The organism is Paractinoplanes tereljensis (assembly GCF_016862435.1).
GTDB classification, from domain to species: Bacteria; Actinomycetota; Actinomycetes; order Mycobacteriales; family Micromonosporaceae; genus Actinoplanes; species Actinoplanes tereljensis.
Window position 1 is genome coordinate 355564 of sequence record NZ_BOMY01000041.1, and the last position, 14966, is coordinate 370529.

The following is a 14966-nucleotide window of genomic DNA, read 5'->3' on the forward strand; positions in this document are numbered from 1 at the left end:
GGGTGGACCGATGGCGTCAATCAAGCAGTTCCAGGTCACCTTCGACTGCGCGGAACCCGAGCGGGTCGCCCGCTTCTGGGCCGCGGTTCTGGGCTACGCCGTACAGGAAGGTGGGTCGGCCTGTTTTGATCCTTCCGGGGTCGGGCCGCGACTGTATTTTCAGCGCGTTCCCGAAGGCAAGGTCGTGAAGAACCGGGTGCATCTCGACGTGCGGGTCGGCACCGGGCTGGTGGGTGCGGAGCGCCTGGCCGCCCTCGAGGCCGAGTGCGCGCGGCTGCTCCCACTCGGCGCGGTCCGGGTGCGGCTGCTGGTCGCCGACGAGGAGAACGAGTCGTGCCTGGTGATGCAGGACGTCGAGGGCAACGAGTTCTGCCTGGACTGAGCGGGGTCGTTAAGCTGCGGGAATGGTCCGGGACGAGCTGTTACGGCTACGGGCGAGCGCGGCCGCCGAGGCGGCGACCCTGGCCGGCGACCTGGAGGCGCTGTTCGCGGCGTCGCGGGACTCGAACGCCGACGACGAGCACGATCCGGAGGGCGCCACCATCGGCTTCGAGCGCGCCCAGCTGACCGCACTGCTGGCCGCCGCCCGGGACCGGATCGCCGAGGTAGACGACGCGCTGCACCGGGTGGACACCGCGACCTACGGCCTCTGCGAGCGATGCGGCCAGCCGATCGCCGCCGAGCGGCTCGCCATACGACCGTTCGCCCGCCGCTGCATGGCCTGCGCCTAGATCACCACTCACGCGTGTGCTATCTAGGAAGCAGATGCTGTGCTATCTAGGCATCGTCGGATGTGCTGGATCGTCACTGGCTGGACCGCGGACTGGCCCAATCGCCAGCTTGTGGGCGCTGCAAGTGACCGATCGCCCGGCGGCGTGACTACTTCCTTTGCGAGTTCGGTGGCACCATGGTCTGGCGTTGGCTGGGTAGCGGGGAGCGGCGGGGTTGGATCTGACAGAGGCTGGGCAGCTCGCCGCCGGTCTGATGGCCCGGCATCGGCTGACCGGGTGGCGGCTGGTGTTCGACAGCGCCAAGACCCGGGCCGGGGTGTGCCGATATGACCGCAAGGAGATCGGCCTGTCCGGTCCGCTGATCTCGCTCTACGACGTCGACCGGGTCACCGACATCGTGCTGCACGAGATCGCCCACGCCCTGGCCGGGCCGCGGCACGGCCACGACCGGGTCTGGAAGGCCACCGCCCGGCGGATCGGCTGCTCGGGCGAGCGCTGCGTGCCGGCCGACGCGCCCGGCGTCGACGGGCCGTGGGTGGGTGTCTGCCCGGCCGGGCACCGCACGACCGCGCACCGCCGGCCGATCCGGGTGAAGTCATGCCGCGACTGCGCCACCGGCTTCGACGCGTCCGCGATCTACACCTGGTCGTATCTCGGCGAGGCGGTGCCGATGGACCCCCGGTTCGAGGCCGAACTGGCGCGCATCCGGGCCGGCCGGTCGGCGCCGGCCCCGGCGCCGGTCCCGCTCCAGGTGGGCGAGCGGGTCCGGCTGACCGGCACCGGAAAGTACGCCGGGCTGGCCGGCACCGTGGTGAAGCGGGGCCGCACCCGTTACCAGGTGCAGACCGGCGCCGGCCTGCTGAGCGTGGCGTTCTCCGCGGTGGTCAGGGGAGCACCGGCGGCGCGAAACAGGCCGTGAACAGCAACGCCGGCAGCAGGTCGACGCTGTTCGGCAGGGTCAGCCAGCCGACCAGGCCCAGCTTCGGGTCGGTCTTGAAGTCGAGCCGGGCGGCCACCAGGCGGTCGAACGCCCGGGACAGCCCGAACCGCCACACACTCATCGCCATCATGCCCATGCAGGTCGTCCACAGCAGTGCGAAGACGATCATCACGCCCTCCAGGAAGGCGGTCACGCCCGAGGGCGCGCCGTCCGTTCGGGCCACCGACGCTCCGGCATAGACCAGCAGGGTGCTGACCATCAGCGCCAGCCAGGCGAAGGCCCGCATGATGTTCATCAGGGAGACGGTCTCCGACAGGTCCGGGAAGTCCCGCGCCCAGGAGCGCAACTCACGCACCGACTTGGTGTACGAGTACCTCCTGGACCGGAAACCCCCGGCCAGGAGCGGGGCGGCGGCCAGCAGGGCGAACGCCCCGAGATCGTGCATCCGGCGCTGTGCCACCGCCACGCTCCTCTCCGTAGGTGTCAGCACACTAGCGTCCCGCCAGGCACCTTGATGTTCTGGCATCCGCCGCCACCGCCGTACCCCGGTGATCCCGGGATCGGGAAGTTGTAACTGGGTGCCGTGGACGACGGCGTGCTGGGGCTCGAGCTTCCGCCGCTGCCGTTGCCGCGGTTCTGGCCACCACCGCTGCCGCTGCCGCCACCCCGGTTGGACGGGCCGCTGCTGCCCCCGCCACCACCGAAGATGACCTCGTGCCGGTTCTTGGTGCAGTCGTTGTACTTGAAGCAGGCGACCGAGTTCCAGGTGGCGTTCTCCAGCTGCAGCATGTTGCCCCAGCGGTCGAACTGGTCCATCTGTTTGATCTGCCAGAACTGCGGCCCGGTCGTCGGATAGAGCGACTTGTACCGGCTGGTGATCTGCCGGTAGTAGTCGACGTTGGCCTGCCGGAACCCGTCGGCCATGTTGAACTTGTCGACGAGTCTCTTGTAGTCACCGGGGTCGCTGGACTTCATCAGGCTGTTCCAGGCCCCGTCGGCGAGCTTGCTGGCACCCGCGTCGAACGTGTTGAACGCCCGCTTCGCCTTCTTCAGGGAGGCGGTCGTCTTGAGTGCGCTGGCGACCGCCCGGCCGCTCTTGGCCGCGGTCCCGATGCCGGGCACCATGCCGACGATGCCGAGACCACAGTCGATCGCCTGCCCGGAGGCACAGCTCTTACCGGTCTCCAGAGCACCGAACGCCGCCGAGGCCAGGCCGAAGGCGGCACCGACACCGGGGATCGGCGCGGTCACGATGGCGAGCACCCCGGTGACCGTCGAGATGGTGCCGGCGTGCTTGTAGGCGAAGGCGGCGGTCGCCTTGGCCGCACCGGCGACCCCACTGGCCACGCTGGCGACGCCGCTGGCCGCCTTCTTCATCCAGCCCGGCCATTGGCCGTCCGGGTCGGAGAAGGTGAGCGGGTTGCTCCACGAGTAGGTGTACGGGTTGAGCGACCGTGGCTCGTTCATCTCGATCAGCGGGTCGACCGAGAGGAACACCCCGTGCACCTGGTCGTAGAGCCGGGCACCCAGGTGGGTGAGGCCGGTGTTGTCGTTGGTGCCGCCGACGAAGCCCTTGTCGTTGGCCCAGGCCGGGTTGGTGCCGCGCAGCGAACCGTACGGGTTCTGCCGCCGGATGCTGTAGTCCTGGGTGACCGCGTCGATCTGCACCTGCGCCGTGCCCTGGTGGTCGACGCCGAGCCAGGTCAGGCCCTTCTCGGTGCGCGACGCCACGGTCGAGTTGCCGAACGTGTAGTAGCGGGTGCAGGACGTCAGCTTGGTGGTGCTGTCGTACCGCACCTCCTCGCCCGGCAGGTAGAGCGTCTTGCCCTTCGGGTCGGTCCGGATCAGCCGGTTGCCGTCCGCGTCGTACAGGAAGCTGGTCTTGCCGGTGGTGTCCGAGGCCGACTCCACCTCGCCCTCGATGTCCCAGGTGAGGGTCTGGGTGCCGGACGCCGACGTGGGCCGGGTGAGCGTGTTGCCCATCTCGTCGTAGGTGTACGCCCCGGTGGTGGCCCCGGTGGTGCCGGTGATCGCGTGCGGCCGGGCGGCCCCGGCCGCCGGGTAGGTGTAGTTGGTGGTCGAGTCGCCGAACGCCGAGTGCGCGGTCATCGTCTTGCGGTTGCCGACCGCGTCGAACGTCCAGCTGTTCCAGTACGCCGCCGGTCCGCCCAGAGCGTTGGCGGCCGGGGCGGCCGAGCAGTTCCCGGCCGTGTTCGGCGTCCACGCCTCGGTGAGGCGCTGCAGCCGGTCGTAGGTGAAGCACTGGGTGTCGGTGACGGCCGCGTCGCTGACGTCGGTGGCGCTGGTGACGTTGCCGTAGTCGTCGTAGGTGAACGTCTTGTCGGCCAGCAGGTAGGGCGCCGCCTTGTCGCGCTGGATCCGCACCCCGGTGAGGCGGCCGGTCTCCAGCTCACGCCGGAACGACTGCCACACCACGTTGCCGGCGCCGGTGGTCAGCTTGTACTGGTCGAGCAGGTTGAGCGCGTTGTAGACGGTCTCGCCCACGTAGGTCAGCGCCGTGCTCTCGCCGTACGTCGAGGTCAGCGACGTGGCCCGGTCGAACTTGCTCCACCCGTACTTCATGGTCTCCAGCGGCAGGCCGCCGGCCGGGGCGTAGCTGCTGGTGGCGAGCGAGTCGTCCTTGTTGTAGCTGTTCCGGAAGGTGTAGGTGCCGGCCAGGCCGGTCTCGCTGGCCGGGACGGTGTATTCGGAGCCGAGACTCTGGTAGCCGTCGGTGTAGCCGAGCTGCTTGATGATGTACGGCGCCGAGCCGACCAGCCGGCTGCTCTGGGTGAGCTGGCCCTTCGCCAGGGTGTCGTAGCTCCAGGTGGCACGGACGGTGCCGCCGATCGCCCCCTCGTACATCACCCGCTTGCGGTTGAGGGCGTCGTAGGAGAAGGCCAGCGTCTTCTGCCGGGCGTCGGTCTTGGTCTTGATCCGGTTCGCGTCGTCGTAGGTGGTGGTGACCTTGCCCTTGTCCGGGTCGGTGAAGGTGGTCTCCCGGCCGCGGATGTCGTACTGGTAGGTCCACGTGTTGCCGGACGCGTCGACGACGTCGGTGAGCTGGCCCTTGCGGTCCCGCTTGTAGAGAGTGGTCTGCCAGCTGCCGGCCGTGCCCGGGGTGGGCGCGCCACTGGCGGTGTACTCCCGCAGCTCGGTGTTGTCACCGCGGGCGTTGATCACGGTCGAGGTGGCGGTGCCGCCGTTGGGCGGGGTGACGTCGGTGCGGTCACCGGCGTGGTAGGTGGTGGCCCGCCACCGTTCCTTGTCGTACGGCTGGAAGATCTCGGCGATCTTGCGGCTGGCGCCGTCGTAGACCGTCCGGGTCTGGTCCGGCACGAAGGCCCGCTCGGTGCTGGTGATCAGATCGCCGCTCGCCGTGCCGGAGGTGTGGTAGACGTCGAACGACTTGCTGGCCCGGCCGGCCGAGTCGTAGAACGCCTCGGTGACCAGGCGCCCGCCGGACGGCGACGGTGCCTGGGTCTGCCGGGTGCGCAAGAGGCCGTCGCTGAGTGCCCAACTGGTCGTGTACGTGCCGTCGAGGTTGAGCTTCGACGTGGAGATCGCGGTGGCCGCGTCCTTGCGTACGTAGTAGGCGAATTTGGCCTCGGCCGGGTCGGTGCCCTTGACCGAGCCGGGCCCCCACACCGAGGTGAGCCGGCCCATCGGGTCGTACTGCAGGTCGGTGCGCTTGAGGTTGGGGTCGACGGTCGCGGTGGCCTGGCCCCAGGCCGGGTCGAGGGTGGTGACCGTCTGGTGGCCGAGCGCGTTGCTGACCGTGGTCTGGGTGACCGGGCCGTCCAGCTTCGGCAGGTATTCGGTGGTGGTGACCGCGCCGCCCTCGGCGGTGCTGGTGAGAGTGCGGCCGTGCTCGTCGAAGGTGCTGGTGCCGGTGGTGACGAAGGTGGGTGCGCCGGCGTTCCAGGCCGACATGGTCTCGATCTTGGTGGGGTCACCGGCGGTCGGGGTGGCCTCGAACGCGAGCCCGTCGAAGGACGTCCGGATCTCCCCGATCACGTCCGCGTCGGTGAGCGTCCCGCCGGTGTCGGCGCACTTCACGGCGTAGTTCTGCACCCGGTGCAGGTTCGCCAGGAGCCACTTGTCCTCGTTGCGCGGGGTGTAGTCGTTGAGCGTGCACCGTTCGTCACCGGTGACGCTCTCCACGCCGTAGTCGTCGATCTTCTCGGCCAGGCCGTAATTGTCGTACGTGGTGGTGCTGCGGGTGACCCGCTCGCCCCGGTTGTTGTCGAGGGTGGTGTAGTCGCGCGAGGTCCCGGTGCGGACGTAACGGGCGGTGACGGTGTCGCCGTTGAACGTGCGGGTGGCGGTCGGCGCCGACGCCCACGGGTCGCTGACGTGGCGGGAGACCACCGCGCCGCCCGGCCCGTTGAACGTCTTCGACTCGCGCTCCATCCCGCCGTACCAGTCCTCGTCGTTGATCCCGTCGATCTGGACGCTGCGGGTGCCGCCGGAGGCGTTCAGCCGGTCACCGTGCATGCCGCGGAAGTAGCGGGTCTCCGAGTAGGTCTGCTCGCCGACGTCGCCGACGGTGACGCCCACCCGGGCGAAGCCGCGGAAGCCGGACCAGGTCTTGACCTTGGCCTTGACCAGGCCGTCGTCGTCGGCGTAGTGCCAGGCCGCGCCGTCCAGGTAGCTGTACTTGTAGACGACCCGGGGGCTGCCCTGCGGCTGGACGCCGCCGGTGTGGTCGTCGTTGTAGACGGTGTCGACGACCCACTTGTTGAACCAGTCGGTGACGTAGTTGGCGTAGCCCTCCGGCTTCCACAGCACCGGGTAGCAGAGCCGGGTGTTGGTGGCCGGCGCCGGCTTGTCGTTGGCCTTGCAGTCCTGCGGCTTGTAGGTGACGTTGACCGTGCCGCCCGTCTCGTTCTCGATCTTCGCGATCCGCCACCAGTTCATCGCGGCCGCGAAGTCGATGGTGTCGACCCGGTTGGCCAGCTGTACGCCGGTGAAGGTGACCTCGGGCAGGGTGGTGGTGCCGCCGACCAGGCCGGACTGCTGGATCTTGTCGAGCCACAGGCCGGCCCTGGTGGTGTCGCCCGGGTCGGGGAAGCTCTGGGTCAGCGTCCAGCGGTCGACGTTGGACAGCGCGCCGCTCCTGCGGACCTGGGTGGTGATGGTGGACAGCCGCTTGGTCGACCAGAACGTCGGCGCGTAGTTGTCGCAGTCGGTCTGCGCCGCCGTGCACTCCTGGTCCCAGGGCACGTCCGGCCAGCGCGTCTCGTCCTTGGTCGTGCAGGTGGACAGGCACCGGTCGGCGACCGCGAAGTCGACCCGCATCGGCACGGTGCCGGCGAAGTAGTTGTCGGCGCCGGAGATCCGGCGGGTGCCGTAGTCGATGTGGTCGAGCCAGCCGCCGCGGTCGTAGACCGCCTTGTCGTCCTTGTCGACGTTGCGCAGGTAGCGGTTCTGCTCCTGCTGGTACCAGTACGACATCGAGTTGCCGTGCACGTCGACGACGTAGTCGAGGTTCCACCGCCACGCCTGCACGCAGTCGGAGTCGGCGAACTTGGTGGCGTGGCAGGGCTCGTTCGGCTCGTTGCCGAAGACCGGCACGGTCCACGCCGAGTTGGTCTCGTCGCCGCCGGTGGTCCAGCCCGGCAGCCGGTTGCGGCCGAACCAGTACTCGGTGCCGTCGGTGGTGGTGACCACCCACCACTCACCGTCGTTGTCGCCGTTGGTGGCGCCGGTGCGCCGCTCGATCTTCGAGCCGTCCTCGGAGCGCAGGTGCCAGCGCTTCTCGGTCGCGTTGTAGAGCAACTCGCCGGAGCTGCCGTTGAGCGACAGGGTGGCGTTGTCGGTCTCCCAGCAGTTGTCGCCGGTCTCCTCGTCGTTGTTGTTCTCGTCGCCGTCCCGGTCGTCACCGCAGGACGTGTAGGTGCGCTCGATGTAGCCACCCGGCCAGGCCTCGAAGCCCTCGCCGACCCAGGACGGCTGGTTGTTGCTGGCCGCATGCCGGCCGTCCACCGACTGCGACGAGTAGCTCAGGTCGACCGTCGGGGTCGGGCCGCCCAGCGACGGCGGCACCTTCATCGGGTACGACCAGGTGAACGCGCCGGTGTTGCCGCCGGCCGACCAGGTCGACGACGCCTGCAGCGACGTCGCCGAGTAATCGCCGGCCGGGCCGGACTTGCCGGCGGTGACCGCGACCAGGCTGCCGGTGGAGGCCAGCGCGGACACCGTCCGGGCCGTGGTGTCGTTCTTGGTGGCCAGCGGTTTCGCGGCGCACTCGGGTGCGTCCGGCCGGTCCAGGGCACAGGTCGGCAGCTGCACGAGCCGCAGCCGGGAGGCCCAGTCGGCGCCGTACGCGGTGGCGTACGGCGCGTAGTCGACCTTGAGCTGGACGTTGCCGGCGCCGGCCCGGCCGTCGGCCCGGTCCACCCGCATCAGCACGCCGCGGACGGCCGCCTTCGCGGTGGCCGCGCGGTCGAGGACCTCGAGCCGGACCCGGCTCGGGTCGTTCGCGACCTTCTTCTCGGCCTGGACGGACAGCCCGCCCACCTTCGCCTCGACCGGCTTGAGGTCTAGGTAACCGGCGCCGGCGGCCGGCCAGACCGGGGCCGGCTTGTCCAGGGCGGACGGGACCTTGGTCGCGGCCCGGGCGGCCACCGCCACGGCCTCGGTGGGTACGTCCTTGATCTTTTCAGTGGTCGGTTTGGCCGGTTTGGGCGCGCCGCCGTCGGGTCCGGCGTACGCGGGGGCGCTGATCAGCGCCGCCCCCGTGACCGCCGTAATGGTCAGTGCCAGAAGTTTTCTGGGCAGGGTGAAATACACCGGGTACCTCCGGAGAAGGAGACAGGGGGCGGGTGTCAGCTGGTCGGTGCGTCGATGCGCAGGCCGATTCCGGGGCGGAGTACCGGTTGCCGGTAGGTGTACTGCAGGGCGACCGTTCCCTCGGCGTTCTCGATGCCGATGGTGGCGGCGCCACCCTTCTCCAGGAAGGTGCCGTCGATGTCGGTGTAGGCGAAGCTGTAGCCGCCGGCCTCGTCGAGGATGGCCTGGAACGTCACCCGGGTGTTCGGGTCCTCGTAGGAGGACACGTTGCGCCACTCGACGACGAACTGCCGGTTGGGTGCCGTGCCCCGGGTGGCCGTCCGCACGCTGGCCGAGGAATCGACGACCCAGTCGTGCCAGAACGGGTAGACCGCGTTGTTCGGCTCCTCCGGGAACTTCAGCGACGGGATCGGCCAGGCGTCCGAGGACGGCGTGCCCGGGTTCTCGTAGGTGAGCAGGCCGTTGCTGTCGATCCAGGCCGAGGTGTACGTGTTGCCGTAGTGCTTCACCGCGAACGGCAGCGTGATCTGGGTTATCGCCTCGTCGCCGGTGACCGGCAGCACCGTGGTGTCGGCCGGGGTGTAGGCGACCGCCTGCTCGGTGATCTTGTAACCGGAGTTGGCCGGGGTCGCGGTGGCCGCGAAGTCGATCACGCCGGTGGTGTTGGTGCCGACCGTGACCTGGTTGACCGCCGAGCCGGCACAGTCGCCGCCGGCCTGGGTGGCGATCACCGCGTAGTTGCCGGCCGGTACCGCCTCGATCCGGTAGGTGCCGTCCGCCGCGGTGGTCGCGCTGAGCCCGGCCGTCTTGACCGAGGCTCCGGCGACCGGGATGCCGGCACACGACACCGTGCCGGTCACCACGCCCTGGCCGGGCGGGTTGGGCTTGAACGTGATGCCCATCCCGGAGGCCAGCACCTGTTCTTTGGCCGAGTACTGGAAGGCGATCGTCCCGGACGCGTTCTCGATGCCGATCGTCGCCGTGCTGCCCCGCTCGCGCGGTTCGGTGCTGGTGATGTCGGCGTACGCCAGGGTGATCTCACCGGACTCGTTGAAGATCACCTCGAAGCTGGACCGGGAGTTCGGGTAGCCGAACTGGACGACGTTGCGCCACTCGACCACCCACTGCCGGTTCGGTGCGGTGCCGCTGGTCTTGGTGGCGATCTTCGAGTTGGCGTCGAGGACCCAGTCGCTCCACTGGACGTACACCGCGGCGTTCGGGATGCCCTCGGCCGCTAGTGACGGCAGCGGGCTGGACGCCGACCCGATCCAGCCGAAGTACATCGGGTCCTTGAAGCTGATCAGGCCGTTCGAGTTGATCCAGGCCGAGGTGTAGGACTCGCCGTACAGCTTGATCGGGAACGGCGGGTTCTTCTGCCAGGTGACCTCGTCGCCGGTCCAGCCCTCGGTGATGTCACCGGGGACGAACGTGGTGGTTCCGGTGGTGCACTTGTAGCCGAACTCGTCGCCCTCGGTCATCACCGACAGGTCGATGTCGGCGACCCCACCCGCGAACGGCACGGCCTCCTTCGACGACTGACCCGCGCACCGGGAGTCGCCGGTCAGGGCGGCCACCGTGTACTCGCCGACCGGCAGGCCGGTGAACTGGTAGGAGCCGTCGGCCGTGGTGACCGCGGTCTTGTTGCCCGGGTTCAGGGTGACCGTGAGGCCGGCCGCCGGCGTGCCGGTCACCGCCACTGAGACGGTGCCGCTGATCGTGCCGAGCGGCGCCGGGTTGTAGGTGATCGAGCTGTTGCTGACCACCGCGGCGGTCAGGTACGAGTACTGGCTCGCGACCGTGCCCGACGCGCTCTCGATGCCGACCGTGGCCGCCGCGCCCTGCTGCAGCGCGGTGGTCAGGGTGCCGTAGTGGAAGCTGATCGGCCCGCTCTCGGCGAACTTCGCCTCGAAGGTGATCCGGTCCGGGCCGCTCGGGCGGAACTTGACGTTGCGCCACTCGACGATCCAGGTCCGGTTCGGCGCGGTGCCGGTGACCTTGGTCAGCACGCTCGCCGACGCGTCCACCTCGAGGTCGTCCCAGAACGGGGCGACCACCGAGTCCGGCGCGCCGGCCGTCGGCATCGCCTGGTTCACCGACCTCGCGGTGCCGGTCGAGTTGGTGCCGAAGGTGAGGAAGCCGTTGGTGCTGACGTAGACCGAGCTGAACGACAGCCCGTGCAGCAGGACCGGGAACGGCGTGGTCACCGCCAGGGCCACGTCGTCACCGGTCAGCGCGAGCACGGTGTCGGCGGCCTCGAAGCCACCGGTGCCGATGCTGCACGCATAGCCGAGCGAGCCGTAGTCCGGGCCGAGCTGGAGGTCCTGCACCGTGTCGGCGAACAACTCCACCTGGGCCGAGGCGGCCGGTGCGCAGCGGCCGGACAGCGCCGCCGACACCGTGTAGGCGTCCGCCACCACGTCCACGAAGCTCCACGTGCCGTCGGCCGCGGTCTTGGTGGTCAGGCCGGTCGGGTCGAGGGTGACCGTCACGTTGGCGGCGACCGCGCCGGCGGCGTTCTTCAACGTGCCGGAGAGGTCGAACTTCTGCACCGGGTCGGTCTCGACCGGCAGGGCGAACTTGATCGACATGCCGGTGGCGAGCTGCGGGCTGTCCACCGAGTAGGGCAGGCCGTCACCGCCGTCCGGCGCCTCGATGCCGATCGCCGCGCCGGAACCCTTCTCCGCGTCGGTGTCCAGGCCGTCGTAGTTGAACGTCACGTCGCCGGTCTCGGCCAGCACGGCCTCGAACGAGACGCGCTTGGTGGTGTCGGCCTTGAGGGCCACGTTGTTCCACTGGACGGTGAAGGCGCCGGCGACAGCCTTTGTCTTCACGCTCGCTGACGCGTCGACCACCAGGTCGTCCCAGAACGGCGCGACAAGCGCGTTCGGGTCGAGCGGGGCGGGCAGGGCGCCGCCGTTGTCCGGGTGCGAACCGGCCGGGTCGTCGAAGGTGAGGACGCCGTTGGTGTCCACCCAGGTCTTGCGATAGGTCTGGCCGTAGTAGGGGAAGGCGAACGGCAGGTCGATCGCGGCGACCGCGTCGTCGCCGGTCAGCGACAGGGCGGTGGTGCCGGTGGTGAGCGCCGCGGTGGCCGCGGTGCAGGTGTGCCCGATGTCGTCGGCCCGTTTCATCAGGTACAGGTCGCGACGGATCAGGTCGGTGCCGATCTCGATGTCGAACGTGTCCGAGATGCCGCAGGGGCCGCCCTTGGTGCCCTTGACCGTGTAGATACCGGCCGCGAGCCCGGTGAAGCTGAAGCCGCCGTCGGTGCCGGTGGTCTGGGTGAGGCCGCCCGGGTTGAGGGTGACCGTGACGCCGGCGACCGCCTCGAACGTGTCCTGGATGTCGATGGCCGTGCCGGCGACGCCGGCCGGCGAGGAGATCTCGAACGACTCCTGGGTCACCACGCTGATCCGGCTGCCGGAGTCGACCGCGATCACGTACAGGATGTGGTCACCGGCCACCGAGCCGACGGTGACGTCGAACGCGGCGTTCGCGCCGGCCGCGACCGCGACCTCCTTGTCGAAGGCCTGGCTGTCCACGCTGTACTTGAACTTGGTGACGTTGAGGTCGGTGCCCGAGCTGAACGTCACCGGGAGCTTGCCGCCCGCCGCCACCTCGGTGGCGCCCAGGGTCAGGGTGGCCGGCAGCGGCTTGGCCTGGTCGGCGATCTTCGCGACGGCCTCACCGAACGCGGTCACCCGCACGTCGTCGATGCCACCGGTCCAGAAGTCGGCGTCCACGCCGACCGACAGGCGCTTGCCGATCGTGACGGTGCTGGTGGCGTCGAACGTGGTGGTGGCCGTGGCCGTAGCGGTCTGCAGGACTCCGTCCACGTACAGCGTGATGGCCTTGGTCGTGGCGTTGTAGACGCCGGTGACGTAGGTCCACTTGTTGGCGGTCGGCGCGCCGTTGGACAGTACCGAGTACAGCGCCGGGCTGTCGACGTCCGAGCCGGCCAGCGCGAACCGCCACTTGTTGTCCTCGCGCGAGTAGCCGAGCTGGTACGCGGAGGTGCGGGTGCCGTTGGCGGCGACGATCGTGGGCTTGCCGGTGCCGCCCAGCGTGCTGAGCTTCACCCGGGCCGAGACGGTGAACGACGCGTCGGTGCGGATCGGGGTGGCCACGCCGGTGGTCGGGTGCGGCACGGTCAGCGCGCCGGTACGGGTGGCCGCGCCGGCCCCGGTCAGGTTGAGCGACTTGCCGGCGTTGGAGCGGCCGGCGACCCGGGCGGTGGTGCCGCTGAGCGTCGCGGCGTTGCCGTGCGTGCTGGCGTCCAGGGCGTTGCCGGACTCCTCGTCGAAGTTCCATTCGGCGGCCGGCCCGTCACCGGTCTTCACCGTGAACGTGTAGGGCACCGCCGTCGAGTAGCGGCCGGCCGCGTCGCGCGACCAGACGTAGAGCACGTTGCTGCCGTCGTGCAGCGGCGGCAGGGTGATCTCGGCGCTGTAGTCGGCCTTGGCGGTCTGGGTCCGCGAGTTGGTGAGCACGCCGGAGTCGAGGCTGTAGGCGTACGACTTCACCTCGTGCGGCCGGGTGGTCGGCGCCGAGATCACGAACTTGCCGTTGATGCCCACCCCGCCGGACGGGGTGCTACCGGCCGGATAGTCGGTCGACAACACCTTCGACGGTGGTGCCGGTGGGGTCGCGTCGACGGTGAACTCACAGTTGCCCGACGACGGGCCGGCGATCTTCCCGTCGCTGGTCACCGCGTTCCAGGCGTAGGTGACACCGTCGGTCAGCTTGCCGGCCGGGATCTGCTTGGAGGCGCTGGCCGGGTTGCCGCTGGCGAACGAGATCTTGTTGCTCTCCGACTTCGCGCCACCCAGCGGCCACCAGTAGAAGCTGGTGGTCAGCGACTGCTGGTCGGTGTCCGGGTCGGAGTGCTTGGCGGCCAGGAACGGCGTCGCGCTCAGCACATAGGGCCGGGAGGCGCCGGTGGCGCAGACCTTGCCGTCCGACTTGCGGTCGGTGGGGGCGTTCGGCTTCGAGTTGTACGTGACCGAGAGCTTCGGGGAGGCGTGGTTGAACCGCTTCCACTGGTTCTTGGTGCCCTCGTCGATGGCGCGCAGGCCCAGGGTGGCGGTCGTCGACTTCTGCGTCTCCACGACGTACTTGATGATCGAGGTGACGTTGAACTCGTCGGTGCCGGGGCCGCTGCAGCCGTGGATCGCGCCGTTCTTGCGGTTCGCCGCGGTGGTCGCGGTCTTGCCGCTGTTCCAGGCCGGCTGGTTGTTCCAGGTGGTCTTGCTGGTGATCGCGCCGGTCAGCCAGACCTTGGCGTTCGACTTGGGGCTGCACGTCCAGGAGTGCCGCTGCTCGATGCGGAACGTCGCGGCGGTGACGATCTTGCCCTTGGCCTTGGCCACGTCCATCCGGAAGAACGACCGGACGATGTGGTCGGCGCAGCTGCTGCAGTCCTCGGTGCGGCCGGCGCCGGCCGAGCCGAACACCTTGCCGTCGGTCAGCGCGGTCGAGTTCTGCCAGAACGACGAGCCGGGGTGCTTGCTCATCACGATCGCCCAGGCGTTGCCGGAGATGGCCCCGGTGAACGAGGGGTCGATGTAGAGCGGGAACTTCGCGGTCGGGTCGGCCAGCAGCTTCTTGTCCGGCGACAGCGTCAGCGCGTCCTTGGCCACCTTGACGCCCAGCAGGGCCTGGCGGGCGCCGCGCTCCGGCTCGTCGCCGTTCTTGACCTCGGGGGCCGGCTTCTTCTCCGCGACGGTCGTCTCCAGCGACTCCGACGAGTCCCACATCAGCGGGGCCGGCGCGGTGAAGACCGGCGAGCCGTCGCCGGTGTCGGCCGCGACCACGCCGCCGCCGGCCTGCTTGGTCATCTTCAGCTTGTCGGTGTCGACGCCGAACTTCAGGGTGGCCAGCTTCGGGTTCTTCGCGGCGGCCGGGGTCTTGACCACCAGCACCTCGGAGAAGCCGAGCGCCTCGGCGGTCACCCGCAGGTCGACGCCGGGCAGCACGTCCCGGTAGACCGCGGTGTCGCCGTCGAGCAGCGGCTTGGGCAGCGTGCCCGGCCAGGTCAGGCGCAGCTGGTGGGCGCCCTGCTTCAGCTCCAGCAGCGGCCCGGTGCCGCCGGCCGACAGCCGCACCGGCAGGACCGCGGCGCGCGGCGCGACGCCGTCCTTGCCGGCCACCAGGTTGGTGTCGACCGGGGTCCAGCCCTTACCCTTGCGGACCCGCTCCGGCTCCATCGAGACCTCAAGGGTCTGCGAGCCGTCGTCGTTGAGGAACGTCTGGGTCATCTCGTCGCGCTGATCGAGGAGCTCGATCGGGCCTTCGCAGGTCTTCTGCGCGGCGACGGCGGCGGCCAGGTTGGGTCGTTCGGCGGCGCAGGGCACCTTGGTGACGGGCGCGGCGACGGCCGGCTTCGCCGGCGGAACGAACGCCACGCCGGCCGACACGACGGCCAGTACCAAACCGATTTTGGACAGCATGAATCGACTACGAGACGCCACGTTTCCCCCGTGATCTCGAACTCTGATCGA

6 protein-coding genes are annotated in these 14966 nt (G+C 69.7%); 3 read left to right on the forward strand and 3 right to left on the reverse strand.

All coding sequences use genetic code 11. From position 1 onward, the window contains the following. Nucleotides 1-10: 10 nt before the first annotated feature. The 3 genes from Ate02nite_RS32145 to Ate02nite_RS32155 all read left to right on the forward strand — a co-directional run bounded on the left by Ate02nite_RS32145 (nt 11) and on the right by Ate02nite_RS32155 (nt 1650). Entirely contained in the window at nt 11-382 is a 372-nt protein-coding gene (locus tag Ate02nite_RS32145) for a VOC family protein (RefSeq protein WP_203811604.1), read from the forward strand. 22 nt (nt 383-404) lie between these two features. Next, nucleotides 405-731: a TraR/DksA family transcriptional regulator gene (locus Ate02nite_RS32150; RefSeq protein ID WP_203811605.1), complete on the forward strand. Its 327-nt coding sequence runs from the start codon at nt 405-407 to the stop codon at nt 729-731. Nucleotides 732-945: 214 nt separating this feature from the next. Beyond that, on the forward strand, nt 946-1650 hold the full coding sequence (locus Ate02nite_RS32155; protein ID WP_239147850.1) for a SprT-like domain-containing protein: 705 nt from the start codon (nt 946-948) through the stop codon (nt 1648-1650). On the opposite strand, the gene Ate02nite_RS32160 is transcribed toward Ate02nite_RS32155, so the two are convergent. The 3 genes from Ate02nite_RS32160 to Ate02nite_RS32170 are packed head-to-tail and all read right to left on the reverse strand — an operon-like array spanning nt 1616 to nt 14915. Next, the gene (locus Ate02nite_RS32160) at nt 1616-2137 is read right to left on the reverse strand and encodes a hypothetical protein (protein WP_203811606.1); all 522 of its coding nucleotides are present in this window, start codon (nt 2135-2137) and stop codon (nt 1616-1618) included. The two genes, Ate02nite_RS32155 and Ate02nite_RS32160, sit on opposite strands and share 35 nt — an antisense overlap. A gap of 17 nt (nt 2138-2154) precedes the next feature. Further along, nucleotides 2155-8466 carry an RHS repeat-associated core domain-containing protein gene (locus tag Ate02nite_RS32165; RefSeq protein WP_203811677.1) on the reverse strand — a complete coding sequence of 2104 codons (6312 nt, stop codon included), beginning with the start codon at nt 8464-8466 and terminating at the stop codon, nt 2155-2157. 35 nt (nt 8467-8501) lie between these two features. Next, nucleotides 8502-14915 (reverse strand): NIDO-like domain-containing protein, encoded by a 6414-nt coding sequence (locus Ate02nite_RS32170; protein WP_203811607.1) that lies wholly within the window; start codon nt 14913-14915, stop codon nt 8502-8504. Nucleotides 14916-14966 lie beyond the last annotated feature (51 nt).

Bases quoted from the DNA above. Each gene is read 5' to 3' on its own strand.
- Ate02nite_RS32150 (WP_203811605.1), top strand. From the start codon at position 405: ATGGTCCGGGACGAGCTGTTACGGCTACGGGCGAGCGCGGCCGCCGAG.
- Ate02nite_RS32170 (WP_203811607.1), bottom strand. From the start codon at position 14,915: ATGCTGTCCAAAATCGGTTTGGTACTGGCCGTCGTGTCGGCCGGCGTG.
- Ate02nite_RS32145 (WP_203811604.1), top strand. From the start codon at position 11: ATGGCGTCAATCAAGCAGTTCCAGGTCACCTTCGACTGCGCGGAACCC.